Genomic DNA, 26,291 nt, shown 5'->3' with positions numbered 1-26,291 from the left:
ACTCAGAAGTGAAACGCCGTAGCGCCGATGGTAGTGTGGGGTCTCCCCATGCGAGAGTAGGGAACTGCCAGGCATCAAATAAGTGAAGAAGCCCATCCTGCCGGATGGGCTTTTTTGCGTCTGCAGGGAATGAGAACTGCCGGATGTGACCTCCCGCCTTATCTGGCCTACAAAGGTGTATCACGACACAGCAGCTATCTACTTATCCATTGCGTAACAAAATCGGCAACTTGCTGTATATCGTTGATATCTAACAATGGAACATCCACCGCAAGCGGAATATCACTGGCAACCGCGATAACATAGTTGTCTATCGCCAGGTCCTCTGGACTGTGCCCGCAACCGTCGCGAAAAAGAACGATCTTAGCAACAGGTTCATGCTTAAAGCCCTCAACCAACACCATATCCAGTGTAGAAGCATCCATCCTGCTTACCAGGTACGCTAAATCCAGTTCGGGCTCTTCAGGGGTCTCTACCATTAATGCCCAGCGCTGCTGGCTGGCGACCAGGGTTTGTGCTGCACCGGCTTTGCGTAGCTCATAGCTATCTTTGCCGGGCTTATCAACATCCATATTGTGATGAGTATGCTTAATCAATCCGGGACGAATGCCTCTGGCACGTAGCTCCGGGATCAATTTTTTAAGCAGCGTAGTTTTTCCCGTTCCGCTCCATGCTGCTATAGCGAGTAATGGGATCATGGTTTGTCCTGCCATTTTGCAAGTTCTTCAGGGGTGTTCACGTTCACGAACGCATCTTTATGATCGCTGAAATCGACAGCATGACCGCCAGCCTGGCGCATAAAGACCATGACGCGTCTTTCACCGGACTGAAGATAATCCTGTAGCAAGGGTTGCATGGTGCGGTGCATTAGCGCAATGGTCGGATGATCTCTTTCCCCATCATGCACCCAGACAACCGGTGCAGCTTTGCGCTGTTCCTTCAAACGTTTGACCAGATCGCGAGGGATATAGGGCATATCGCATGGGCAGAACAGAAACCACTCCCCCGCTTGCTGCAGGAATACCGATAGCATCCCGGCCAGTGGGCCAGGGAAATCGGCCAATGAATCAGGGATAACTTTCAGGCCGCTTTGTTGGTAAATATCCCGGTGGCGATTGGCATTAACCACCACGGTTTCGACCTGTAAAGCGAGGGTATCAGCCACATGCCGCCAAAGAGGTTTACCATCCAGCTCAAGCAGACCTTTATCGGTTCCGCCCATCCGTCTGGCCTTACCGCCTGCCAGCACAACCCCTGTTATTGCACTATCCAGAATCACTGATATCGCCTCTTTTAATGTGGGATTGACCCTGCTAACGTATCTGTATTGAGCCTAAGGAGCACAACCATGAAATGTAAACGTCTGAATGAAGTTATTGAACTCCTCCAGCCGGCCTGGCAGAAGGAACCCGATCTTAACCTGATGCAATTTTTACAGAAACTGGCGCAAGAGTCAGGTTTTGACGGCGAACTGGCGGATTTAACTGATGACATTCTGATCTATCACCTGAAAATGCGTGACTCGGCGAAAGACGCCGTCATCCCAGGTATTCAGAAAGATTATGAGGAAGATTTTAAAACCGCACTACTCCGCGCACGTGGCGTAATTAAAGAGTAAAAGCTTGTAATCGCCACCACCGAAAGCGCTGCGAAATGATATCCTGAATCATTCGTAGTATTTTCCGGATGATGGGATGAACGACAACGCTTTTAATTTCCAGACGCTACACCCGGATACCATCATGGATGCACTGTTTGAGCAGGGGATCCGGGTGGATTCCGGGCTTACCCCGCTTAACAGCTATGAAAACCGTGTCTATCAATTCCAGGACGAAGACCGTCGACGCTTTGTCGTTAAGTTTTATCGCCCTGAACGTTGGTCTGTCGAGCAGATCCAGGAAGAGCACCAGTTTGCTCTGGAACTGGTAAGCGATGAAGTCCCGGTAGCTGCACCGCTGGTACTAAGCGGCCAAACGCTGTTAAGCCATCAGGGTTTCCATTATGCGATCTTCCCCAGCGTCGGCGGGCGGCAGTTTGAGGCCGACAATATCGATCAGATGGAGGCGGTGGGGCGCTATCTGGGGCGTATGCATCAGACCGGATGCAAGCGTACTTTTGCCTTTCGCCCGACGATTGGCCTTGAAGAATACCTGACTGAGCCGCGTAAGCTTTTTGAACACGCACAGTTGATCCCATCAGGGCAAAAAGCGGCTTTCCTGAAGGCAACGGATGCGCTTATCGCGGTCGTTACCGAACGCTGGCATGCACGTTTTACCACGTTACGTCTGCACGGTGATTGTCATGCCGGTAATATTCTGTGGCGCGATGGTCCGATGTTTGTCGATTTAGATGATGCCCGCAATGGCCCGGCTGTTCAGGATTTATGGATGCTCCTCAATGGCGATAAAGCTGAACAACGCATGCAGCTTGAAACCATTATCGAGGCTTATGAAGAGTTTAGTGAGTTCGACACCTCTGAAATCGGACTGATAGAACCTTTACGCGCTATGCGTTTAGTTTATTATCTTGCCTGGCTAATTCGACGTTGGGCTGACCCTGCGTTTCCAAAAAACTTCCCGTGGTTAACCGGGGAAGATTACTGGCATCGTCAGACCGCGACCTTTATTGAGCAGGCAAAAATTCTGCAAGAGCCCCCCTTACAATTAACGCCAATGTATTAATCGGAGAAATTTGAACATGAAAAAATTATGGCTGGCGCTGGCTGGTATGGTTTTAGCTTTTAGCGCATCTGCAGCGCAGTTCCAGGATGGCAAACAATACATCACTCTGGAAAAGCCTGTTGCGGGTGAACCGCAAGTGTTGGAGTTCTTCTCCTTCTACTGCCCGCACTGCTATCAGTTTGAAGAAGTTCTTCACGTCTCTGATAACGTGAAGAAAAAACTGCCTGAAGGCACCAAGATGACCAAATACCACGTCGAGTTTCTGGGGCCTTTGGGCAAAGATCTGACGCAAGCTTGGGCCGTTGCTATGGCGCTGGGCGTTGAAGATCAAGTAACCGTTCCGTTGTTTGAAGGTGTTCAGAAAACCCAGACCGTTCAGTCTGTAGCTGATATCCGTAAAGTGTTTGTCGACGCGGGTATTAAAGGTGAAGACTATGATGCGGCATGGAACAGCTTCGTGGTGAAATCACTCGTGGCGCAGCAGGAAAAAGCGGCGGCTGATTTACAGCTGCAGGGCGTTCCGGCAATGTTCGTGAATGGCAAATATCAGGTAAATCCGCAGGGCATGGATACCAGCAGCATGGATATCTTTGTACAACAGTATGCGGATACCGTGAAGTATCTGGTTGGTCAGAAGTAAAAGCAAAAGCCGGTCACTTGTGCTGACCGGCTTTTTCATTTGAGGCTTTAATCGCGTCGAGCTGCGCGTCTTTCTCACTCCACAGCGTATTAAGCCATAGCTGAAACCGACGTTTGAATCCCTTATCGTTCACGTAATCACCGTGCAACTCTTCATGAATTGGCTCCAGATTTACCCGCACGACAATACGCGTTAGCTTACCGCTCAGCATATCGTAGAACGGTCGGCTGCTGTTTTCCGGATAGCACAACGTGACGTTCAACATTTTATCGAACTGTGCCCCCAGTACGTTCAATGCCATCGCAATACCGGCCGCCTTTGGAGGGAGCAAGTTTTGATAAGGAGAGCGGGTTTGCTCACATTTCTCTTTGGTAAAACGTGAACCTTCGACAAAATTCACAATAGTTGTCGGGTGTACGCGAAACTTCTCGCAGGAACGACGCGTTGTTTCGACATCTTTACCGCGCCGTTCTGGATGACGGAGCAGGTAGCCACGCGAATAGCGTTTCATAAACGGCATATCCAGCGCCCAGCAGGCCAGGCCAATAAAGGGCACCCAGGCCAGTTGTTGCTTGAGGAAATATTTATTCATGGGGATGTGCTTACGGAACAGAACGCAAAGCACAACGATGTCAGCCCAGCTGTAATGGTTACAAATGAGCAGATACCAGTTTTTCTTGCTAAGACCTTCCAGCCCCTCGACATCCCACTTCAGTCGCGGATTGAGGTGTAGCAGTAGCGCCAGACCTTCACACCAGCAGTACATCATGAAATTACAGAAGACAGAAACCTTGCGCCAGACAACGGGAACGGGCAAAAGGAGTTTTACAACCCCGGCAAGGATGATCGGCACAGAACAAAAAATCGTGACCAATATGGTCAATACGATACTCAGCAACAGCGTTATCGCAGCGAGTATTCTCGTCATAATTAAATTATTCAAAAGGTTAGCCATAGATAGTGCGCTAAAGAGGCGCAAGGGGCTGATTTTATCAGAAAACGAACCAAATGATGGATCTTCCCTGAATAGAAAAAAAGGGAATATCTATCCACATCAGGATATAAGCTGTATAAATGGAATAAAATGCTACGCATTTATTTAAGCTTCTGAAATATATATATAAATAAAATGACGTGTTAATTTCATTGCTATATTTAAAGAGCTGAAAATTATTTATTCACAAAGTTATCCACAGTCTTCTTTGCGAGCAAAGCAGAAGATCTACAAAAGTTTTTCGACAAATGCGGCGAAAAACTCATGTTTTCATCCTGTCTGTGGCATCCTTTACCCATAATCTGATAAACAGGCACGGACATTATGGTTCAGATCCCAGAAAACCCACTTATCCTTGTAGATGGCTCCTCTTACCTGTATCGCGCATACCATGCGTTCCCGCCGCTGACTAACAGTGCAGGAGAACCTACTGGCGCGATGTATGGTGTCCTCAACATGCTGCGTAGCTTGATTCTGCAATATCAGCCGACCCATGCTGCGGTGGTATTCGACGCTAAGGGTAAAACCTTCCGTGATGAGTTATTCGAACACTACAAGTCACACCGCCCACCCATGCCGGACGATCTGCGTGCGCAGATTGAGCCTCTGCATGCGATGGTAAAAGCGATGGGGTTGCCACTGCTGGCTGTTTCGGGCGTGGAAGCAGACGATGTCATTGGTACGCTGGCGCGGGAAGCAGAGAAGGTGGGGCGTCCGGTGCTGATTAGCACTGGTGATAAAGATATGGCTCAGTTGGTGACGCCGAATATCACCCTGATCAACACCATGACCAATACGATCCTCGGCCCGGATGAAGTGGTGAATAAATATGGTGTTCCACCAGAACTGATCATCGATTTCCTGGCGCTGATGGGGGATTCCTCAGATAACATCCCTGGCGTTCCTGGCGTAGGTGAAAAAACCGCGCAGGCTCTGCTGCAGGGGCTGGGGGGGCTGGATACCCTCTATGCTGAATCAGACAAAATCGCGGGGCTGACTTTCCGTGGTGCGAAAACTATGGCGGGCAAGCTTGAGCAGAATAAAGAGGTAGCGTACCTCTCTTATCAATTGGCTACCATCAAAACGGATGTTGAACTGGAGTTGACCTGCGAGCAGTTGGAAGTACGTCAGCCGGCAGCGGATGAACTACTTGGCCTGTTTAAACAGTACGAATTCAAGCGTTGGGTTACTGACGTTGAAGCGGGTAAATGGCTACAGGCGAAAGGAACGAAGCCGGCGGCAAAACCACAGGAAACTATCGCCGTCGATGAAACGCCTGAGGGGCCGGCCACGGTTCTCTCGTATGATAACTATGTGACAATTCTGGATGAAGCGACGCTGGAAGAGTGGATTGCGAAGCTGAAAAAAGCGCCTGTCTTTGCCTTCGATACTGAAACTGACAGCCTGGACAACATCTCTGCGAATCTGGTTGGCCTGTCTTTTGCCATTGAACCGGGTGTGGCTGCATATGTTCCTGTTGCCCACGATTACCTGGACGCCCCCGATCAGATCGCTCGCGACCGCGCGCTGGCATTGCTGAAGCCGCTGCTGGAAGATGAGAACGCGCATAAAGTCGGGCAAAACCTGAAGTACGATCGCGGTATCCTGGCGAACTATGGCATCGAACTGCGTGGTATCACCTTTGACACCATGCTCGAATCCTACATTCTTAACAGCGTCGCTGGCCGACACGATATGGACAGCCTCTCGGACCGCTGGCTGAAACATAAAACCATCACCTTTGAAGAGATCGCCGGAAAGGGCAAAAACCAGCTGACCTTTAACCAGATAGCGCTGGAAGAAGCCGGACGTTACGCTGCGGAAGACGCCGACGTTACGCTACAGCTCCATCTCAAAATGTGGCCAGAATTGCAGCAGCATAAAGGACCGCTGAACGTCTTTGAAAATATCGATATGCCGCTGGTTCCTGTTTTGTCTCGCGTTGAGCGCAACGGTGTGAAAATCGATCCGGCTGTTCTGCACAAACATTCAGAAGAGCTGACGCTGCGTTTGAACGAGCTGGAGCAAAAAGCGCACGAGATCGCCGGAGAAGCGTTTAACCTCTCTTCCACCAAGCAACTGCAAACTATCCTGTTTGAAAAGCAGGGTATTAAGCCGCTGAAGAAAACCCCTGGCGGCGCGCCATCAACGTCGGAAGAGGTACTGGAAGAGCTCGCGCTCGATTACCCATTGCCGAAAGTGATCCTGGAATATCGCGGCTTAGCAAAACTGAAGTCGACCTATACGGATAAGCTTCCGTTGATGATTAACAAGAAAACCGGGCGCGTTCACACCTCCTATCACCAGGCGGTGACCGCTACCGGGCGCTTGTCATCCACGGATCCAAACCTGCAGAACATCCCGGTACGTAATGACGAAGGTCGTCGTATTCGTCAGGCGTTTATTGCGCCAGAAGACTACGTGATTGTCTCCGCAGACTACTCACAGATTGAACTGCGTATCATGGCGCATCTCTCGCGTGATAAAGGTCTGCTTACCGCGTTTGCCGAAGGGAAAGATATTCACCGCGCAACGGCGGCGGAAGTCTTTGGCTTACCGCTGGATTCCGTGACTGGTGAACAACGCCGCAGCGCGAAAGCCATCAACTTCGGTTTGATCTACGGGATGAGTGCCTTTGGTTTGGCGCGCCAGTTGAATATTCCGCGTAAAGAAGCACAGAAGTACATGGACCTCTACTTCGAACGCTACCCTGGCGTGCTGGAATATATGGAACGCACCCGTGCACAGGCAAAAGAGCAAGGTTATGTCGAAACGCTGGAAGGGCGTCGTCTCTATTTACCGGATATTAAATCCAGTAATGGCGCTCGTCGCGCTGGTGCAGAGCGCGCGGCAATTAACGCCCCGATGCAGGGTACTGCCGCAGACATTATCAAACGAGCCATGATTGCGGTGGACGGATGGCTGCAAACCGAGCAACCACGTGTGCGCATGATCATGCAGGTACACGATGAACTGGTGTTTGAAGTGCATAAAGATGATCTCGAAAGCGTCTCTAAAAAGATCCATCAACTGATGGAAAACGAGACCCAGATTGATGTGCCGTTGCTGGTGGAAGTCGGTAGTGGCGAAAACTGGGATCAGGCGCACTAAGGGTTTACTGAATAACGCCCCTTTTTCGTAACTAAGCAACATAAGATAGAACTTTTTGTGATGTCCATTAGAATTCCCTATGTAAGGAATGAAAAAAAATTACAAAAAGTGCTTTCTGAGCTGCTCAAAAAAGAGTAAAGTTATTCGCGTAGGGTACAGAGGTAAGATGTTCTATCTTTCAGACCTTTTACTTCACGTAATCGGATTTGGCTGAATATTTTAGCCGCCCCAGTCAGTAATGACTGGGGCGTTTTTTATTGTGCGAAAGAAAAGTTTCGTACAGGCTGTAGGCCGGATAAGACGCGCAGCGGCGCTATCCGGCATATCGGTGGGTTATTCCCCGTCCTGCATCTCTTCAATCGGCGCCAGTTCACTAAACCAGCTATCCAGCTTCTGCCGAAGTTTGTCCACGCCCAGTTTTTTCAGTGATGAAAATGCTTCTACCTGTACATCACCGTTAAATGCCAGTACGGCTTCACGTACCATATTCAACTGGGCTTTGCGCGCACCGCTGGCCAGCTTGTCTGCTTTAGTCAGCAGTACCAGAACCTGAACGTTGCTCTCAACCGCCCAAAGGATCATCTGCTGGTCGAGGTCTTTTAGCGGGTGACGAATATCCATCAATACCACCAGACCTTGCAGGCTCTGACGTTTTTCCAGATATTCAGCTAGCGCGCGCTGCCATTTGCGCTTCATCTCTTCCGGAACTTCGGCATAACCGTATCCTGGCAAATCGACCAGGCGTTTGCCGTCAACGACTTCAAACAAGTTGATGAGCTGAGTACGACCCGGCGTTTTAGATGTACGCGCCAGACTCTTTTGATTCGTCAGGGTATTTAGCGCACTGGATTTGCCTGCGTTGGAACGGCCAGCAAAAGCCACTTCGATACCGGTATCGGAAGGTAAGTGGCGAATATCAGGCGCACTCATCACAAAGTGCGTCTGTTGATAATTCAAGTTAGTCAAAGCAGTCCTCTCCATCAATCAGGGCTTTGCAGCGATTATACCTGAACCCCAGCAAAAGGCTGGTTTTTCGACGCGTAGGCTATGTAAGTAAAAACCTCGCACTTTGTGAGACATTGCCGATAGTTTCTATACGAGATGACAGAGTAAAAAATGACGTAACTAAAATAAATCATATAGTTAAGATAAGGCACTATTCTTAAAGTCCGAAATTGTTACCCAGGTTACTTGTACGTTTAAACCAAAGCGGTAAAGTAGCGCCCATAGCGAGGAAGCTGACAGGATAGTCGACTCAGGATGAGGGTCAGGAGCGCCAGGAGGCGAAGACACAGGATTGTCAGGGAGACAAACGTCTGGAGACGTTAGTAAAAGGAAATGGAAACAACACGGAATGTTTCAGGCTAAGGGAAAAACAGGGTGTGTTGATAGCCAACAAGGATTGTAGAGCCCGTAAGGGTTGAGAGTCAGGAAAAAAGGCGACAGATTACTCTGTCGCCTTTTTTCTTTATTTCTGCTAGATTCCGGCGCAATTATATACTGAATAAAACAGCCAAAGACGAATCATGATGAAACCAACTTCTACACCACGCGGTAAAGGTCCTGCAAAAGCGCGTCGTAAAACACGCGAAGAAATTAATCAGGAAGCTCGCGACCGTAAGCGCCAGAAAAAACACCGTGGTCATGCGGCGGGTAGCCGTGCGTCCGGTAGCGAAGGCGCATCTGGTGGCGGAAACCAAAATAAGCAAAAAGATCCTCGTATTGGCAGCAAAAACCCCATTCCATTGGGCGTGACCGAAAAAGTCACCAAACAGCACAAACCGAAGAGTGAGAAACCTATGCTTTCACCACAGGCTGAGTTGGATTTACTGGAAACGGATGAGCGCCTGGATGCGCTGCTGGAGCGTCTTGAAGCAGGAGAAACCCTGAGTGCGGAAGATCAGACCTGGGTTGATGCCAAGCTGGACCGCATCGATGAGCTGATGCAAAAGCTGGGTCTTTCTTACGATGACGAGGAAGAAGAGGAAGAGGAAGAAAAGCAGGAAGACATGATGCGTCTGCTGAAAGGCGGCAACTAACGGTTTTACACCGTGGGTCTTCCCGTCCTGCTTATAACCCTTCCGGTTATATGTTATCTGGTGTGGTTATTCGTTAAACTACAGCGGTTGTCGCGGCGACAGAAGTGGCTGCGCAACCGGCTTATCACCCGCACTGGGGTTAAGCCGGTACGCCGTACCCGCCAGAGACGCCATCGGAAGGAGTGAGCATGTCAGAGCAGTTAATAGACTGGGACCTGGCCCTGATCCAGAAATATAACTATTCCGGGCCACGATATACCTCGTACCCGACCGCGCTGGAGTTTTCTGAAGACTACGGCACAGAAGCATTTCTAAAGGCCGTGGCGCGTTATCCTGAGCGTCCGCTCTCGCTGTACGTTCACATCCCGTTCTGCCACAAACTGTGCTACTTCTGTGGCTGCAACAAGATTGTGACTCGCCAGCAGCATAAAGCAGATCAATATCTCGATGCCCTGGAACAAGAAATTATCCATCGCGCACCGCTGTTCGCCGCACGCCATGTCAGCCAGCTGCACTGGGGCGGCGGCACGCCAACGTATCTGAATAAAGCGCAAATCAGCCGTTTGATGTCACTGCTGCGTGGCAATTTCAACTTTAACGACGATGCCGAAATCTCGATCGAAGTGGATCCGCGTGAAATCGAGCTGGATGTCCTTGATCATTTACGCGCTGAAGGTTTTAACCGTTTGAGCATGGGAGTGCAGGACTTCAACAAAGAAGTTCAGCGCCTGGTGAACCGTGAGCAGGATGAGGAGTTTATCTTTGCGCTGCTGAATCATGCGCGGGAGATTGGCTTTACCTCAACGAATATCGATCTGATTTATGGCCTGCCAAAACAGACGCCAGAGAGCTTCGCCTTTACCCTGAAACGCGTGGCTGAGCTGAATCCAGACCGTCTGAGCGTCTTTAACTACGCGCACCTGCCGACGCTGTTTGCTGCCCAGCGCAAGATTAAAGATGCCGACCTGCCCAGCGCGCAGCAGAAGCTGGATATCCTGCAGGAGACCATCTCTTCACTGACCGAAACTGGCTATCGGTTCATTGGCATGGATCACTTTGCCCGCCCGGATGACGAACTGGCCATTGCTCAACGCGAGGGCGTTTTGCATCGCAATTTCCAGGGTTATACCACCCAGGGGGACACCGATCTGTTGGGGATGGGCGTATCGGCCATCAGTATGATTGGCGACAACTACGCGCAGAATCAGAAAGAGCTGAAGCACTATTACCAGCAGGTAGACGAACAGGGGAATGCGCTGTGGCGCGGAATTGCCCTGACCCGCGACGACTGCATTCGTCGGGATGTTATTAAGCTCCTGATCTGCAATTTCCGCCTCGACTATGCCGCCGTGGAACAACAATGGGATCTGAACTTCGCTGACTATTTTGCCGAAGACCTGAAACTGCTGGCGCCGCTGGCGAAAGATGGGCTGGTGGATGTGGATGAGAAGGGGATTCAGGTTACGTCGAAGGGGCGTCTGCTGATTCGTAATATTTGCATGTGCTTCGATGCATATCTGCGCCAGAAAGCGCGTTTGCAGCAGTTCTCGCGCGTTATTTAGCCGGGTTGCCCGGTGGCGCTTCGCTTACCGGGCCTACGAAATCTCAATACGTAGGTCGGGTAAGCGAAGCGCCACCCGACAAACCCGCTAGCTGAACAGCCCAACCAGCGCCGCACACAGCACGGCGGCAACCGCAGTTTGTGGCGTATGGCTTTCAACCGCACCGCTCGATAGCAGATTTATCATTGATTCCAGCATGATGACTTCCCCCCGTTTGCCGGGCACGATCATACTTAACTCATCGGAACAGTAAAGCGCAAAATAGCAGCAATTTGCGCTCAATTATCTATCTTTACACAGTGACCGATCGTCACTCCATTCCGAGTTCTTTTAACTTTCGCGTCAAGGTATTACGGCCCCAACCGAGCAGCCGTGCCGCTTCCTGTTTATGCCCCTGGGTATGACGTAGCGCGGTGGTCAGCAGCGTGCGCTCCATCTCCGGTTGAGCCTCTGAAAGCAGGTTTTGATGACCGGAACGTAATGCCCGATCCGCCCACTGTGCCAACAGGGTTGCCCAGCTGTCTGGCTGCATATGGGACGGTGCGTCAGGCACGGTGGTTTCAAACAGTTCGGTCGGTAAATCCTGAATGAGTACTTCCTGTCCGGCGGCCATTACGGTTAACCAGCGACAGGTATTCTCAAGCTGACGCACGTTTCCCGGCCATGACAGACGGGTGAGCGCCGCCTCGGTTTCAGTGTGTAATTGCTTGGCTTCTACTCCCAGTTCGCGGGCGGCCTCCTGCAGGAAATGACGCGCCAGGCGTGGGATATCTTCCCGACGTTCGCGCAGTGGCGGCAGATGCACCCGGATGACGTTCAGGCGATGGAATAAGTCCTCACGGAATTTGCCTTCCTGCACCCGCAGTTCCAGGTTCTGGTGCGTAGCGGCGATAATACGTACGTCCACCTTCACAGGCGCATAACCGCCAACGCGGTAAAACTGTCCATCGGCTAATACGCGCAATAAACGCGTCTGCACGTCCAGCGGCATATCGCCAATTTCATCGAGGAACAGCGTGCCGCCGTCTGCCTGTTCAAAGCGCCCCTGACGAATCGTATTCGCCCCGGTAAACGCCCCTTTTTCATGGCCAAACAGCTCAGACTCGATCAAATCTTTCGGAATAGCAGCCATGTTCAGCGCGATAAACGGTGCTTTGACGCGCGGGCTATGACGGTGCAACGCATGGGCGACCAGCTCTTTACCGGTCCCGGACTCTCCGTTAATCAATACGCTGATTGAAGAACGGGACAGGCGACCAATAATGCGAAAGACGTCTTGCATTGCCGGTGCTTCGCCGATGATGTCGGTTGTTGGGCCGTTGATCTGAACATTACGCGGCTGCTGCTGTTCCTGATAATGGCTGATGGCGCGTTCGACCAGCGCCACGGCTTCATCAATATCAAAAGGTTTGGGCAGATAATCAAACGCCCCTTGCTGGTAGGCGCTGACGGCAGCATCCAGATCGGAGTGTGCGGTCATTATGATGACCGGAAGCATCGGATGCCGCTGTTTGATCTGTTTTAACAGCGTCAGGCCGTCCATGCCCGGCATGCGGATATCCGACAGCAGTACGTCTGGCGTTTTGCTGGCCAGCGCGTCCAGTACCTCTTTACCACTCTCAAATGTAGTGCAGCTTAGTCCTGCCCCTGCGAGCGCACGTTCAAGCACCCAACGGATGGAACTATCGTCATCAACTACCCAGACTATTCCTCGTTGCATAAACGTCACCTTTATTTCCTGATAGGCAGGTAAACCGAGAACTCGGTATGACCCGGCCAACTGGTAAATTCAATTTTGCCGGAATGTTGATCAATCAAATTACGGGCGATGGATAATCCAAGGCCGGTACCGCCTTCGCGACCGCTGACCATTGGGTAGAACAGCGTGTCCTGCAAATGCGAGGGAATTCCCGGACCGTTATCCTCAACATCAATCCGCGCCGCCAGACGATAACGCATACCGTGCAGCGTGAGCTGAAACGCGGTGCGGGTACGCAGAATAATCTCGCCGCCTTCCGGTCCCAGCGCCTGCAAAGCATTGCGCACGATGTTCAGCAAAACCTGCTCGATCTGGTCCGGGTCGTGCAGTAATTCAGGCAGACTCGGGTCGTAATCACGAATCAGCGTGACGTTTTCCGGCAGCTCCATCGAGACCAGCGCCACCACGCGCTCCGCCACTTTGTGAATACTTTCTGTGACGTGCATTCCCGGCTGTTGTGGTCCCAGCAGACGGTCGACCAGATTACGCAGGCGGTCGGCCTGCTCAATAATGACTTTGGTATATTCGGTCAGCGCCGGGTCCGGAAGCGCTTTACTGAGCAGTTGCGCCGCGCCGCGTAATCCACCCAGCGGGTTTTTAATTTCGTGCGCCAGGCCGCGCACCAGATCGCGGGCAGCAATCTGCTGGGCGTGCTGGAGCTGTTCCTGGCTCAGACGGCGCTGGTTATCCATTGGCGCCATCTCCAGCAGGATAAGGCCATCAGGCAGCCTCTGAGCGGTCACAGAGAGGATGTGTGAGTGGCTATCTATCACTAGCGTCACTTCGTTATCCGTAAAGCCCTGGCCTGCTTCCAGGCTCTCTCGCATCAGCCCGATGTTTAAGGAGAAATAACTCAACAGATCGGGAAGTGGGGTACCAAACAGTTTGCGGGAGCTTTGGGCGAGCAGCTGTTGTGCCGCCGGGTTGGCGTAATGTACCGCCAGCTCATCGTCGACGAGTAAGATGCTGTTGATTAAAGAATTGAGGATCTGCCCAGCATCGGGCAGCGTGCCGGTTGCCATTCAGCAGTCTCCTGAAAAGTGTTGCACCAATTTAGTGCATTATAGCTTTTTACATCAAAAAAGCGCGAGGAAGCAGGTTGTTAGTGGAGAAAAAAGCCCATCCTGGGATGGGCTAAAAGTTCCACGGCAACTTAAAGACTCTATATTTTTCTTGCTACAGCCGTGTGGGTCGCAACAAGAAATCTACGGAGTATTGGTACTAATTAAACGCTGTAGTACAGCTCAAACTCTACCGGGTGCGGAGTCATGCGCACGCGGTCATCTTCTTCGCGACGCAGCGTAATGTACGCATCGATCGCTTCATTGGTGAACACGCCGCCTGCAGTCAGGAACTCACGGTCCAGATCCAGTTCTTTCAGTGCTTCTTCCAGAGAACCAGCAACCTGTGGGATCTCTTTCGCTTCTTCCGGCGGCAGGTCGTACAGGTTTTTATCCATGGCTTCGCCCGGGTGGATCTTGTTCTTAATACCGTCAAGACCCGCCATCAGCAGTGCTGCGAAGCACAGGTACGGGTTAGCAGCTGGGTCCGGGAAACGCACTTCGATACGACGCGCTTTCGGAGAAGCCACTACCGGAATACGGATAGAAGCAGAACGGTTACGGGCAGAGTAAGCCAGCATTACCGGCGCTTCGTAGCCTGGGACCAGACGCTTGTAAGAGTTGGTGGTTGGGTTAGCCAGCGCGTTGATCGCTTTAGCGTGTTTGATTACGCCGCCAATGTAGAACAGCGCCTGCTCAGACAGACCCGCATATTTGTCGCCAGAGAACAGGTTTACGCCGTTCTTGGACAGAGACATGTGGCAGTGCATACCGGAACCGTTATCGCCAAACATAGGTTTTGGCATAAAGGTCGCGGTTTTACCGAAACGGTGAGCGACGTTGTGAACCACATATTTGTAGATCTGAATTTCGTCCGCTTTTTTGGTCATGGTGTTAAAGCGGGTCGCGATTTCGTTCTGACCTGCGGTCGCCACTTCGTGGTGATGCGCTTCAACAACCAGGCCCATTTCTTCCATGATCAGACACATGGTAGAACGGATGTCCTGAGAAGAATCTACCGGAGGAACCGGGAAGTAACCGCCTTTCACGCCAGGACGGTGACCTTTGTTACCACCTTCGTATTTGGTGGAGGAGTTCCATGCGCCTTCGATGTCATCGATAGCCACGTGGGAACCGGAAATGGACGCGCCGAAACGGATGTCGTCAAACAGGAAAAACTCTGGCTCAGGCCCGAACAGAACGGTGTCTGCAATGCCGGTAGAACGCAGATACTCTTCAGCGCGTTTAGCGATGGAGCGCGGGTCGCGGTCGTAGCCCTGCAGCGTACCTGGTTCCAGGATATCGCAACGGATGATCAGGGTGGACTCTTCATAGAACGGGTCGATGAGTGCAGTAGACGCATCTGGCATCAGAACCATGTCTGATTCGTTAATGCCTTTCCAGCCACCGATTGAGGAGCCGTCAAACATTTTGCCTTCTTCAAAGAATTCGGCATTTACCTGATGAGCAGGAATAGTGACGTGCTGTTCTTTACCTTTGGTATCAGTGAAGCGTAAATCAACAAACTTCACTTCGTGTTCGTTCAGCATCGTCAAAACGTGTTCAGCGGACATACTTACTCTCCCGGATTGGTCATGGTCGTCGTGGTAACGAAGTCTTCAATTCTGCAAAAAATTGGCCGTGTCGCCGTAAAAAATATAAAGCGAAATCTGTGCCAACTTTTAAATTGCCCCTAAAAGGCGTTATCATGCGCACTATCGTGCAAAGGGGCTGCACCATGAAGGTTGTATTGCACCATTATAGTGCTTTAATGTGAACATTAAGCACCATATTGGTGCAAAGTATGTCAGATTACCCCTTTTAACGCTCCGTGAATGTGATCACAAAGAAACTCTGCAATACTTGTTTGCGGAGGATGTTTGTGATCCTGTTTTGTACTGCGATTAATCCGTGTACAATAACGCGCTATTTCTAAAATGCCTGAGGCAAAGTTGTGATCGAAAATTTGCGTAACATCGCCATCATCGCGCACGTAGACCATGGTAAAACGACCCTGGTAGACAAGCTGCTCCAACAATCCGGTACGTTCGATGCACGTGCTGAAACCCAAGAGCGCGTGATGGACTCCAACGATTTGGAGAAAGAGCGTGGGATTACCATCCTCGCTAAAAACACCGCTATCAAATGGAATGACTACCGTATCAACATCGTTGATACCCCAGGGCACGCCGACTTCGGTGGTGAAGTTGAACGTGTAATGTCCATGGTCGACTCCGTGCTGCTGGTGGTGGATGCAATGGATGGTCCGATGCCGCAGACGCGCTTCGTGACCAAAAAAGCCTTTGCCCATGGCCTGAAGCCAATTGTTGTTATCAACAAAGTTGACCGCCCTGGCGCGCGTCCTGACTGGGTTGTTGATCAGGTATTTGACCTGTTCGTTAACCTCGACGCTACCGACGAGCAGCTGGACTTCCCAATCGTTTATGCTTCCGCGCTGAACGGTATCGCAGGTCTGGATCACGAAGATATGGCTGAAGACATGACTCCGCTGTATCAGACCATCGTTGATCGTGTTCCGGCTCCAAGCGTAGACCTTGATGGCCCGCTGCAGATGCAAATCTCTCAGCTGGACTACAACAACTACGTTGGCGTAATCGGCATCGGCCGTATCAAACGCGGTAAAGTTAAACCGAACCAGCAGATCACTATCATTGATAGCGAAGGCAAAACCCGTAACGGTAAAGTCGGTAAAGTTCTGACCCATCTGGGTCTGGAACGTATCGAGAGTGATATTGCCGAAGCGGGCGATATCATCGCGATCACCGGTCTGGGCGAACTGAACATCTCCGACACCATCTGCGACCCGCAGAACGTCGAAGCGCTGCCGGCTCTGTCCGTTGATGAACCGACCGTAACCATGTTCTTCTGCGTAAACACCTCCCCGTTCTGTGGTAAAGAAGGTAAATATGTTACCTCTCGTCAGATCCTTGACCGCCTGAACAAAGAGCTGGTGCACAACGTTGCGCTGCGCGTCGAAGAAACCGAAGATGCGGATGCGTTCCGTGTATCCGGTCGTGGTGAGCTGCACCTGTCTGTTCTGATCGAGAACATGCGTCGTGAAGGTTTCGAAATGGCGGTTTCCCGTCCGAAAGTAATCTTCCGCGAAATCGACGGCCGTAAACAAGAGCCGTTCGAAAACGTAACGCTGGACGTAGAAGAGCAGCATCAGGGTTCTGTCATGCAGGCTCTGGGTGAGCGTAAAGGCGACCTGAAAAACATGAATCCAGATGGCAAAGGCCGCGTACGTCTTGACTACGTGATCCCAAGCCGCGGTCTGATCGGCTTCCGTTCAGAATTCATGACCATGACTTCCGGTACCGGTCTGCTGTACTCCACCTTCAGCCACTACGACGATGTTCGTGCGGGTGATGTGGGTCAGCGTCAGAACGGCGTACTGATCTCCAACGGCCAGGGTAAAGCAGTTGCGTTCGCACTGTTCAGCCTGCAGGACCGCGGTAAGCTGTTCCTGGGTCACGGTGCTGAAGTTTACGAAGGCCAGATCATCGGTATTCACAGCCGCTCTAACGACCTGACTGTAAACTGCCTGACCGGTAAGAAACTGACCAACATGCGTGCGTCCGGTACTGACGAAGCAACGGTTCTGGTTCCGCCGGTTAAGATGACTTTGGAGCAGGCTCTGGAATTCATCGATGACGACGAACTGGTAGAAGTTACCCCAACCTCTATCCGTATCCGTAAGCGTCACCTGACTGAAAACGATCGTCGCCGTGCAATGCGTGGTGCGAAAGAAGAGTAATTAACGCTCTTTCTCAGGGAAGCATAAAAAAGCCGCTGATTTCAGCGGCTTTTTTTATCTAAAAGATCAGGTTGTTTCCTGCTCTGCAATGACTAGCTCAATATTTTCTAAATCAAGCAATTGCTTGAATGAATTTGGTGGTTGGGAATCGGTAAAAAATGCCCGAATTTTACGCATATTACCGATGGATACAGCGGCTGAGGCGGTAAACTTAGTATGATCAGCAACTAACAGCGTATTACGTGCATGCTTAATCATCGTTTTGGCGACAAGCGCTTCGTTAACGTCAAATTCCAATAGTGTGCCGTCTTCCTCAATGGCACCAATACTGGTAATCAAATAGTCGGCTCTGAATCCTTCAATAAAGTTCACTGCTCCTGGACCAACAATACCGCCATTATGAGCACGTAACGTTCCACCGGGCACCATGACCTCAAGATCATGATTCTTATATAAGATCTGCGCAACACGAAGACTGTTAGTAATTATGCGTAGGTCCCGGCGGTTCAGCAAAGCTCGTGCGACGGCTTCTACCGTAGTACCAATGGTAATAAAAACCGTGCAGCGTTCAGGAAGATAATCAGCAACAGCCTCCGCTATCGCTTCTTTTTCCTGAATGAGGGACAACTCTCGCTGTTCGAAGGCGGTATTCATGATGCTGGATACACGTCCGGCTCCACCATGGTGTCGGGTGATCAGACCCTGTTCACTCAACTTACGAATATCTCGGCGCACGGTTTGTGTGGAAACATCCAGCAATTGTGCGAGCTCTTCAATATTCATATAGCCGCGTTCTGAAATGTAATGAACAAGTTGATCGTGACGCGGATTACCGGTGACTTCAATGATGCTCATGAATACTCCTGGACCTCTTCCCCGTAATTGTCGGCTATTTTACGCATAAAGTGACAAAAATGATTCGGTTTGCGCACGATTAGGAATTCCGGCTCGTCCGCCTGCCTGAGTGCATTTCATCGCCGCCACAGCACTTGCGAAACGGATAGCTTGATCAGTAGACATTTTCTCTGCGAGAGCTGCCGCCATAGCACCGTGGAAAACATCGCCTGCCCCAGTTGTATCCACAACATTGACAGAAAATGCAGTTTGTTGGCACGTTTGCCCATTTTCAATCCATAGTGATCCTTCACTACCAAGCGTAACGTACACTTTACCATTGGTATGCTTAGAGGCCAGTTTAAGTGCCAGTTGTGCATCATTCTGCCCTGTCATTCTCTTCAGACCTGGGGTTGAAAAAACTGCATGGTCGGCAAGTGCTACCAATGGGGTTATGTCTTGTGGAGTCATATCGGCATCCAGCAGTGTTGGGACACCTGCGGCACGTGCCAGCTCGAAGGATTTCAACGTCCCTTCATGCCAACGTACATCGGCCAGAACGATGTCATATCGAGAAAAATCAATCGACTCCAACCACTGAGCATCTGTACCAAGATCTGGGCTTGGATAGTTCACGATGATGCGTTCTCCGTGCTGATCGACCAATATTGCGGACTGAGATGAACGGGAATTCGGGTATTGCCGACAAAACTCGGTATTAACCCCCCAGACCTGAAGTTCATTAAGCAAAGTATTCCCGCAACTGTCATCGCCTACGCGACCTATAAAATCAACGTCAATACCGAGCCGGGCAATGGCGACAGCCGCTGTTGCGGCTGGGCCGCCACCTGTTTCAAGGTATTGATTAGATTGATATTTACCCCCGCCATTGGGCAGGTCGTTTAAAGAATAAATACGGTCCTGAACGGTGATTCCAATACAAGCAATTCTGGTCATATTTGTTTATTCCTGTGTGATCTTGTCTTCTTTTGTTCATTTTAATGACATAAATGATCAAATTAGTGACATGTGTCTTGTTTTTAGTCATAAATTACAAATATGCTCAAAAACAGACGAAAACGAATTTTTAATTGTAATTATTTTGTCAACCTGAGACAGGAGAGCATTCATGACAACCGTTGCATTTTTGGGCTTGGGCCAGATGGGCAGCCCAATGGCTAATAATCTATTGCAAAAGGGACATGCTTTGCGTGTGTTCGACGTAAACCAACAGGCAGTCAATGAATTAGTACAAAAAGGTGCGACTGCTGCTCAAACCCCTGCTGAAGCCGCTAAAGATGCTGAATTCATTATCACTATGCTGCCAAATGGCGACATCGTTCGGCAAGTTCTGCTGGGTAAAGATGGCGTCAGCGAAGGCCTGTCCCCCAATGCATTGGTTATTGACATGTCCACGATTCATCCATTGCAGACCGATGCATTGATTCATGAGATGAGAGAGAAAGGCATCAGCATGATGGATGCCCCCGTGGGCAGAACGTCAGTTAACGCGATTGACGGCACGCTGCTGATTCTTGCTGGTGGAACGCCTGAACAGGTTGAACGCGCTCGCCCTGTGCTGATGTGTATGGGAAATGAACTGGTGGAAGCTGGCGGTCCCGGTATGGGGATCCGTGTAAAGCTCATCAATAACTATATGAGTATTGCGCTGAACGCCTTGTCAGCGGAAGCCGCTGTACTTTGCGAATCATTGGGTTTGAGCCTTGATGTGGCCATTAAGGTCATGAGCGGTACTGCCGCAGGTAAGGGGCACTTTACGACAACCTGGCCTGGCAAGGTACTTAAAGGAGATCTTTCTCCGGCATTCATGGTGGACCTCGCGTTGAAAGACCTGCGTATTGCCGTCGATGTCGCTAGTCAGACCGGTGCGCCGCTCAATATGGGCATTGCAGCAGAAACCTATTACACCCGTGCCAGCGAGAACGGTCGAGGCCGTCAGGACTGGAGTGCGTTGTTATCTCAGGTTCGTCAGCAGGCTGGTCGACCAGATTCACTATAAATTTTAAACAGTTACAGGAGTTATTATGTCTTCCCACAATACCCCATACACGCTGAAAGATATTTCTCGCCCTGGCGGTGGATTTGCCATGCTGGCCGTTGATCAGCGTGAAGCAATGCGCCTGATGTTTGCAGCGTCTGGATATCCTAAACCGGTTGCCGACAGCGTATTGACTGATTTTAAAGTTGCAGCAACACAAATTCTGTCTCCCTACGCTTCAGCGGTTCTGGCAGATAAACAATTTTGTCTCGATCAGATTGTCTCTCAAGGTGCAGTCGCTGATTCATGTGGACTGATTGTGGCGGCTGACCATTTTGTTCCGGGTAATGGTATTCCAGTTGATAGTGTCGAAATTGATAGAGCGATTGATCCGCATAAAGCCCGCGAAATGGGTGCGAAAGCCATGAAGTTGTTGGTGCTGTGGCGTGAAGATGAACCTGCAGAAGAACGTTTGGCTATGGTGGCTGAGTTTGTTCAACGCTGCCGTAGCGCAGGGTTGGTCAGCATCATTGAGCCGGTTGTCCGACCTCCTCGTCGTGGTTGGGAATTTGACCGGGAAAGCGCCATCGTTGCCGCAGCGGCTGAACTCGGCTGCACCGATGCTGACCTCTATAAAGCTGAAATGCCATTAGGCGGCAAAGGTGATGAACAGACCCTACTTGCTGCGTGTCAAAAGTTGCATGAGCAAATGAAAATGCCGTGGGTCATTCTCTCTTCTGGTGTTGATGCGGATATTTTTGGCCGCGCGGTCCGTATCGCCATGAAGGGGGGAGCTTCCGGATTCCTGGCAGGGCGTGCCGTTTGGGCATCGGTTGTTGGTGCTCAAGATCCGCAAACAATGTTGCGTGATGTGTCGGTTCCACGCTTACAACGCCTGGCAGAAATCGTCGATGAAGGGATTTCTCAGCGTTAATCACCCATTTTAACGAATCTGGAGAAGAACCATGGATAAGATTACCCAAATTCTATTTTCTGATATTGGGAAGGTGACCACCCAATATGTTGAGCTGCCGCACCAGGAACTTAAACCGCAAGAAGTCCGCATTGCTCCGGTGTTTTACGGAATATGTGGCTCTGATCTGCATGTACTGAAGGGAGGGCACCCATTTGCAAAACCTCCGGTTGTGCCTGGACATGAAATTGCGGCACGCGTAACTGAAGTGGGCAGTGAAGTGACGAATGTTAAGCTGGGCGATCATGTCGTAGTCGACCCAATAATGGCCTGCATGGAGTGTCGTGCTTGTAAAGCGGGTCGCTTTAATCTGTGTGAGCCGCCACAGGTTGCTGGCTTTCGGGCGCCGGGTTTTGCCCGCTCGCAGCACATTGTACCTGCACGAAACTGCCATGTTGCACCTGCTTCGTTACCACTAAAAGCACTGGCTTTCGCTGAGCCAGCAGCCTGCGCGCGTCATTGCGTGAGCCGTATGCCGAAAGCGTCATTGGAAAGTGTACTAGTGATTGGTGCAGGGACAATTGGCTTATCCATCGTTCAAGCATTGCGCATCATGGGCGCGGGAAAGATCACCGTCATCGAACCTGATGCCGCTAAGCGCGCGTTGTCGTTAAAGCTAGGTGCCACGGAAGTCTGGGCTCCGGGGGAATTGGATGCACAGGTCCGTTTTACGGGGGCAATTGATGTTGTTGCTGCCCAGACCACGCTGAATGATGCATTTACCCACGTTTATGCTGGCGGAACGGTAGTGTGCATGGGGGTACCGAGTGGCCCACGTGAAATTCCTCTTCCGATGATGCAGCGCTTCGAACGCGATTTGTTGAATTCCGGCATGTATATTCCGGAAGACTTCGATGCCGTGATTGAATGGCTTGCGGATGGGCGGTTTGACACCAGCGAACTGGTGACCGATCTCTTCCCTGTCGAAGATGCGGATAAGGCGTTTGAACGTGCGCAGCAAAATGACTCTATAAAAGTCATGCTGCAATTTGCTGAGGTTTGATGCTGTAACCCTCTGTCTGGCGCTGCTTAAGGGTAGCGCCATCCTACAACAATGAAAAAGGATGCTGCGATGAGTCACATCACCAGTCCTACACCTTACTCGATCGGTCGTCCCCAGGACGTGATTGATATTGTTAATAAACATTCAGCAGTAAACACCAGTGTCGGCGTCATTTTTATCGCTCTTGGCGGCATTCTAATTGATGCCTATCAGGCGGCGATGGTGGGGTTTGGTAATAAATATATTGCATTGCAATTTGGTATTTCGCCGGGGCTAGCGGCGACGGTTAACGCCTCTGTTTTAGTTGCCGCTCTGATTGGTGGATTGCTGGCGAACCGTGTGATTAACCGCTTTGGTCAAAAGCGTGCATTTATCATCGGAATGGGCCTGTGCACAATAGGTGCCGCAGCTGTCGCGATAGCCCCGAACATCTGGTGGGTGCTGGTGTGTCGCGTAATCATGGGATTTGGCTTGGGTATTGATTTCCCGCTGGCAACAAATGCGGTGGCAGAACTACGCGGCTCAACATCTAAGAAAACCGGTTCATCGGTTAATCTCTGGCAAATGGCCTGGTATGTATCAACTACGGTCGTCTATCTTGTGCTGCTTCCACTGCTGTTGTCGGGTATCGCAGAAGAGCAATTATGGCGCTATGGTATTTTCATTGGTGCTATTTTTGCCATCATTATCATGATCCTACGCTATTTCTTCATTGGCGAATCCGCAATGTGGGCCGCAGGAGTCGGACGTTATGATAAAGCCTGCGATATTCTGGCTAAACGCTATGGTGTTCATGCTCGCGTTGCTGCCAAGTCAAAAAGCGATGATATTTCTGCTGAAAAAACAGAAAGTAAGTTTCATGGCGGGTATGGGATTTTATTTAACTCACGTTATCGCAAACGTACCATTCTCGGCTGCGTTGTGGCGACGATGCAAGCCTGGCAATACAACGCCGTGGGCGTTTATTTACCGCTGACTTTGGCGGGAATACTGAGCGGTGGATTAACCGGGGCACTTAGCGGTTCTGCGGTAGTGAATGCCCTGTGTGGCATTACAGGTGGATTGATTGGTTCACTTATCCTCCAGCGTTTGGGAACTCGCCTTCAGTCGATGTATGGTTTCGCCGTCGTAACGGTTGCATTACTTGCTTTAGGTGCATTAGCAACCACCAACCCATGGCTTTCTTTAGGTTTGTTGGGCGCGATCATTTTCTTCCATTCAGCGGGCCCGGGCGGCCTGGGAATGACCATTGCCACACTTTCTTATCCGCCATCTATTCGCCCGACAGGCGTAGGATTTGCTCGTGCAATTATGCGTACTGGGGCGATTGCCGGACTTATTTTCTGGCCAATGTTGTGGGGTGCATTAAAGACAGAAGCGTTCTATTGGCTGGCAATTGTTCCTTTTCTCGGCTTCTTGACATGCGTGTTGATTAAGTGGGAACCACTTGGTGCAAACGTTGACGCTGAAGACGCTGAGGTACTGGCTGAGCTGGATAAATAACAAGCAAGCGCGTCGCAACATGTCGACGCGCTTTTTCGTATATCCGCTGCTTTTTTAGTGATTTTATTGCGCAGATTTCTCGCCGACCCGGAGAGGAAAAGTATGGCTGAAATAGAACATGTACCAGGGAAAGAGCTATCCGGCAAAGCCATGAGACGCGTTGTCATGGGCAGTTTCGCTGGCGCGTTGATGGAATGGTACGATTTTTTTATTTTCGGAACGGCAGCAGGGCTAGTCTTTGCTCCCCTGTTTTTCCCTGATAGCGATCCTTTTATTGGTTTAATCGCCGCATTCGCGACCTTTGGTGTGGGTTTTCTATCACGTCCGCTAGGGGGCATTGTTTTTGGCCATTTTGGCGATAAAGTCGGTCGCAAAATAACGTTGATTTGGACGTTAGCGATAGTTGGTTCCTCAACGTTTTTAATCGGCTTCATACCAACATACAAGGACATTGGTATCTGGGCCCCGATTATATTGATGGTTCTTCGTCTGGTGCAGGGGTTCGGTCTGGGTGGGGAATATGGCGGGGCTGCATTGATGACTATTGAATCTGCGCCTGAGGCGAAGCGCGGGTTTTTAGGTTCGCTCCCACAAACTGCAGCCTCGGTTGGGATTATGCTGGCGACAGGGGTGTTTGCATTATGCAATCACTTCCTGACCCAGGAAGAGTTTCTGGCCTGGGGATGGCGTATCCCTTTTTGGCTCTCTGCCATCATGTTAATTGTTGGGATGTTCATACGGTTACATACTGAAGAAACACTGGATTTTAAAAAACAAAAAACGGCTGTCTCACAGGAACAATCAGCACCACCGTTGATTGAACTTTTCCGTAAGCATCCGCGTAACATTCTGTTGGCGCTAGGGGCCAGGCTGGCAGAGAGCGTTTCGTCAAACATCATTAATGCCTTTGGTATTGTCTATATTTCCAGCCAGTTGGCATTATCAAGGGATATTCCACTCAACGGCATGCTAATCGCCTCAGCAATTGGCATTGTATGTTGTCCATTAATTGGTTGGATCTCTGACCGCGTTGGGCAACGGAAGATGTATTTATTTGGCGCTGGTTTTTGCATCCTTTTTGCATTCCCATTCTTCCTGCTGCTGGATACGAAAAGCACACTTATCATCTGGTGCTGCATGATTCTTGGCTATAACCTAGGGCCAACGATGATGTTTGCAGTACAGCCCACCTTATTTACTCGTATGTTCGGAACACGAGTGCGTTATACGGGTCTTTCATTTGCCTATCAGTTCTCCGCAATTCTGGGTGGGTTAAGCCCGCTAATTGCCTCCAGCTTGTTGGCGCTGGGAGGCGGGAAACCGTGGTATGTAGCACTGTTTCTGTTTGTTATCTCAATACTTTCATTCATTTGCGTCTGGCTTATTGAGCCACATTCAGACAATAAAAATGACGCTAATAACATTTAACTTCTTACCGAAATATCAGAGAGCAATAACATGAACAATGAATTGAATACTGAGCATTATCAAGCATTACAGCGTGCTTTTGATGCCGCCTGGCCGGGACCGTTCGGTCAACCTATTTTGCTGGAAAAAGGACATTTACGTCTGCAAGTTTTTCCGCGTGATGGTGCCAGAATCACCTCGCTACAGGCATTTGGTTTTGAAGTGTTACGTCAATGGGAGCCACAGCGTAAAGCATTTCAGTATGGCTGCTTTCCTATGGTTCCTTGGGCAGGCCGCCTTGGCGATGCAACGTTGACAGTAGGGAAGAAACAGTACGCATTACCTGCTAACAAACCGCCTCATGCTCTACATGGTATGGCCTGTTATTCATCATGGGAAATTGTCGAACATAAAGCGGATACCTTGAAACTGCGCATGCCACTGGGCGCTCCATGGCCATGGCAAGGAGAGGTCCTGCAAACGCTGACCATTGAAGACGATGCGCTAATTCTACGCTTAGAAATTCATACTTTGTCTGAAACATTCCCTGCATCAGCTGGATGGCACCCTTGGTTTGCAAAACGACTCGACCAGCAGAATGAACAAGAACAATTACAGGTAATTTTTGATGCTGATTGGCAGGAAGAGGCTGGAAACAATGAGCTACCAACCGGTAAAAAAATCCCTCCACAATCAGGTCCGTGGGATGACTGCTTTGGTTTTAATAACGGTCTCAATGTCAGATTACAGTGGCCTGGTAAGCTGAGTATGACAATGACATCGAGTGCGCAAAGTCTGGTTGTCTTTGATAAACAGCCCGATGCAACTTGTGTTAATCCGCTTACTCAGGCGCCAAATGCGATAAATAGGACACCGCAGTTTGTCAGTACAGGTCTTCCGTTGGTGATTGAGTCACGCTGGCAATTTGCACAGGAATTCTGATGGCT

The 26,291-nt window shown here is 50.4% G+C and carries 25 protein-coding genes, 1 rRNA gene and 1 pseudogene; 17 read left to right on the top strand and 10 right to left on the bottom strand.

Annotation, left to right across the window (positions count from 1 at the left end):
• A 5S ribosomal RNA gene (gene rrf, locus OGV75_RS23620) occupies window positions 1–73 on the top strand; the annotation flags it as partial.
• A gap of 121 nt (window positions 74–194) precedes the next feature.
• Here the strand turns inward: rrf and mobB are convergent.
• Entirely contained in the window at window positions 195–713 is a 519-nt protein-coding gene (gene mobB / locus OGV75_RS04915) for a molybdopterin-guanine dinucleotide biosynthesis protein MobB (protein WP_135107949.1), read from the bottom strand.
• A complete protein-coding gene (gene mobA, locus OGV75_RS04910) occupies window positions 695–1,279 on the bottom strand; it encodes a molybdenum cofactor guanylyltransferase MobA (RefSeq protein ID WP_047357798.1) in 585 nt (194 codons plus the stop codon). The genes mobB and mobA overlap by 19 nt, the downstream gene beginning before the upstream one ends.
• 69 nt (window positions 1,280–1,348) lie before the next feature.
• On the opposite strand from mobA, the gene OGV75_RS04905 reads away from it, so the two are divergent.
• From OGV75_RS04905 to dsbA, 3 genes are all read left to right on the top strand, one after another.
• Window positions 1,349–1,618, top strand: coding sequence for a YihD family protein (locus OGV75_RS04905; protein WP_003028616.1), 270 nt, complete (start codon window positions 1,349–1,351; stop codon window positions 1,616–1,618).
• A 76-nt stretch (window positions 1,619–1,694) separates the two neighbouring features.
• The gene (locus tag OGV75_RS04900; protein ID WP_016155155.1) at window positions 1,695–2,681 is read left to right on the top strand and encodes a serine/threonine protein kinase; all 987 of its coding nucleotides are present in this window, start codon (window positions 1,695–1,697) and stop codon (window positions 2,679–2,681) included.
• 16 nt (window positions 2,682–2,697) lie between these two features.
• Window positions 2,698–3,321: a thiol:disulfide interchange protein DsbA gene (dsbA, locus tag OGV75_RS04895; RefSeq protein WP_016155156.1), complete on the top strand. Its 624-nt coding sequence runs from the start codon at window positions 2,698–2,700 to the stop codon at window positions 3,319–3,321.
• Window positions 3,322–3,334: 13 nt separating this feature from the next.
• Here the strand turns inward: dsbA and yihG are convergent, their stop codons facing one another.
• Window positions 3,335–4,195, bottom strand: coding sequence for a 1-acylglycerol-3-phosphate O-acyltransferase, YihG family (gene yihG / locus OGV75_RS04890; RefSeq protein ID WP_286480407.1), 861 nt, complete (start codon window positions 4,193–4,195; stop codon window positions 3,335–3,337).
• Between yihG and OGV75_RS04885 the strand changes: the two genes are divergently transcribed.
• From OGV75_RS04885 to spfP, 3 genes are all read left to right on the top strand, one after another.
• Window positions 4,089–4,424, top strand: a complete 336-nt coding sequence (locus tag OGV75_RS04885; protein WP_019077950.1) for a hypothetical protein — start codon at window positions 4,089–4,091, stop codon at window positions 4,422–4,424. The genes yihG and OGV75_RS04885 overlap by 107 nt on opposite strands.
• A gap of 215 nt (window positions 4,425–4,639) precedes the next feature.
• The gene (gene polA / locus OGV75_RS04880; RefSeq protein ID WP_016155158.1) at window positions 4,640–7,426 is read left to right on the top strand and encodes a DNA polymerase I; all 2,787 of its coding nucleotides are present in this window, start codon (window positions 4,640–4,642) and stop codon (window positions 7,424–7,426) included.
• Between the two features lie 166 nt (window positions 7,427–7,592).
• On the top strand, window positions 7,593–7,640 hold the full coding sequence (gene spfP / locus OGV75_RS23615) for a small protein SpfP (protein WP_071892919.1): 48 nt from the start codon (window positions 7,593–7,595) through the stop codon (window positions 7,638–7,640).
• Between the two features lie 119 nt (window positions 7,641–7,759).
• Here the strand turns inward: spfP and yihA are convergent, their stop codons facing one another.
• Window positions 7,760–8,392: a ribosome biogenesis GTP-binding protein YihA/YsxC gene (yihA, locus tag OGV75_RS04875; protein ID WP_005121851.1), complete on the bottom strand. Its 633-nt coding sequence runs from the start codon at window positions 8,390–8,392 to the stop codon at window positions 7,760–7,762.
• Window positions 8,393–8,601: 209 nt separating this feature from the next.
• Here yihA and OGV75_RS04870 point away from each other — a divergent pair.
• From OGV75_RS04870 to hemN, 3 genes and pseudogenes are all read left to right on the top strand, one after another.
• Window positions 8,602–8,850: pseudogene (locus OGV75_RS04870) on the top strand (hypothetical protein).
• A gap of 105 nt (window positions 8,851–8,955) precedes the next feature.
• A complete protein-coding gene (yihI, locus tag OGV75_RS04865; RefSeq protein ID WP_019077947.1) occupies window positions 8,956–9,465 on the top strand; it encodes a Der GTPase-activating protein YihI in 510 nt (169 codons plus the stop codon).
• Between the two features lie 188 nt (window positions 9,466–9,653).
• A complete protein-coding gene (hemN, locus tag OGV75_RS04860) occupies window positions 9,654–11,027 on the top strand; it encodes an oxygen-independent coproporphyrinogen III oxidase (RefSeq protein ID WP_181635102.1) in 1,374 nt (457 codons plus the stop codon).
• A gap of 87 nt (window positions 11,028–11,114) precedes the next feature.
• Here the strand turns inward: hemN and OGV75_RS04855 are convergent, their stop codons facing one another.
• The 4 genes from OGV75_RS04855 to glnA form a co-directional block, all read right to left on the bottom strand.
• Window positions 11,115–11,225, bottom strand: coding sequence for a YshB family small membrane protein (locus OGV75_RS04855; RefSeq protein ID WP_003028631.1), 111 nt, complete (start codon window positions 11,223–11,225; stop codon window positions 11,115–11,117).
• A gap of 112 nt (window positions 11,226–11,337) precedes the next feature.
• Window positions 11,338–12,747 carry a nitrogen regulation protein NR(I) gene (gene glnG / locus OGV75_RS04850; protein ID WP_016155162.1) on the bottom strand — a complete coding sequence of 470 codons (1,410 nt, stop codon included), beginning with the start codon at window positions 12,745–12,747 and terminating at the stop codon, window positions 11,338–11,340.
• 11 nt (window positions 12,748–12,758) lie between these two features.
• The gene (glnL, locus tag OGV75_RS04845; protein ID WP_016155163.1) at window positions 12,759–13,808 is read right to left on the bottom strand and encodes a nitrogen regulation protein NR(II); all 1,050 of its coding nucleotides are present in this window, start codon (window positions 13,806–13,808) and stop codon (window positions 12,759–12,761) included.
• A gap of 203 nt (window positions 13,809–14,011) precedes the next feature.
• Window positions 14,012–15,421, bottom strand: coding sequence for a glutamate--ammonia ligase (gene glnA / locus OGV75_RS04840; protein WP_003028638.1), 1,410 nt, complete (start codon window positions 15,419–15,421; stop codon window positions 14,012–14,014).
• 380 nt (window positions 15,422–15,801) lie between these two features.
• On the opposite strand from glnA, the gene typA reads away from it, so the two are divergent.
• Window positions 15,802–17,625: a ribosome-dependent GTPase TypA gene (gene typA / locus OGV75_RS04835; RefSeq protein ID WP_008786988.1), complete on the top strand. Its 1,824-nt coding sequence runs from the start codon at window positions 15,802–15,804 to the stop codon at window positions 17,623–17,625.
• A 66-nt stretch (window positions 17,626–17,691) separates the two neighbouring features.
• On the opposite strand, the gene OGV75_RS04830 is transcribed toward typA, so the two are convergent.
• Window positions 17,692–18,480: a DeoR/GlpR family DNA-binding transcription regulator gene (locus OGV75_RS04830; protein WP_181598704.1), complete on the bottom strand. Its 789-nt coding sequence runs from the start codon at window positions 18,478–18,480 to the stop codon at window positions 17,692–17,694.
• A 39-nt stretch (window positions 18,481–18,519) separates the two neighbouring features.
• Window positions 18,520–19,416, bottom strand: a complete 897-nt coding sequence (locus tag OGV75_RS04825; protein WP_016157866.1) for a sugar kinase — start codon at window positions 19,414–19,416, stop codon at window positions 18,520–18,522.
• A 172-nt stretch (window positions 19,417–19,588) separates the two neighbouring features.
• Between OGV75_RS04825 and yihU the strand changes: the two genes are divergently transcribed.
• From yihU to OGV75_RS04795, 6 genes are all read left to right on the top strand, one after another.
• Window positions 19,589–20,479, top strand: coding sequence for a sulfolactaldehyde 3-reductase (gene yihU / locus OGV75_RS04820; protein WP_016157867.1), 891 nt, complete (start codon window positions 19,589–19,591; stop codon window positions 20,477–20,479).
• Between the two features lie 25 nt (window positions 20,480–20,504).
• A complete protein-coding gene (locus tag OGV75_RS04815; RefSeq protein ID WP_016157868.1) occupies window positions 20,505–21,392 on the top strand; it encodes an aldolase in 888 nt (295 codons plus the stop codon).
• 31 nt (window positions 21,393–21,423) lie between these two features.
• Window positions 21,424–22,434 (top strand): zinc-dependent alcohol dehydrogenase, encoded by a 1,011-nt coding sequence (locus OGV75_RS04810; protein WP_286480404.1) that lies wholly within the window; start codon window positions 21,424–21,426, stop codon window positions 22,432–22,434.
• A gap of 69 nt (window positions 22,435–22,503) precedes the next feature.
• On the top strand, window positions 22,504–23,937 hold the full coding sequence (locus tag OGV75_RS04805) for an MFS transporter (RefSeq protein WP_286480402.1): 1,434 nt from the start codon (window positions 22,504–22,506) through the stop codon (window positions 23,935–23,937).
• 102 nt (window positions 23,938–24,039) lie between these two features.
• The gene (locus OGV75_RS04800) at window positions 24,040–25,365 is read left to right on the top strand and encodes an MFS transporter (RefSeq protein ID WP_016157871.1); all 1,326 of its coding nucleotides are present in this window, start codon (window positions 24,040–24,042) and stop codon (window positions 25,363–25,365) included.
• Window positions 25,366–25,395: 30 nt separating this feature from the next.
• A complete protein-coding gene (locus OGV75_RS04795; RefSeq protein WP_286480401.1) occupies window positions 25,396–26,286 on the top strand; it encodes an aldose epimerase family protein in 891 nt (296 codons plus the stop codon).
• The last annotated feature ends 5 nt before the right edge of the window (window positions 26,287–26,291 follow it).

The organism is Citrobacter sp. Cb028, assembly GCF_030336705.1.
Lineage (GTDB): Bacteria > Pseudomonadota > Gammaproteobacteria > Enterobacterales > Enterobacteriaceae > Citrobacter > Citrobacter braakii.
The sequence above is the reverse complement of the archived record's forward strand: the minus strand, read 5'-3'. Positions and strand labels throughout refer to the sequence as shown.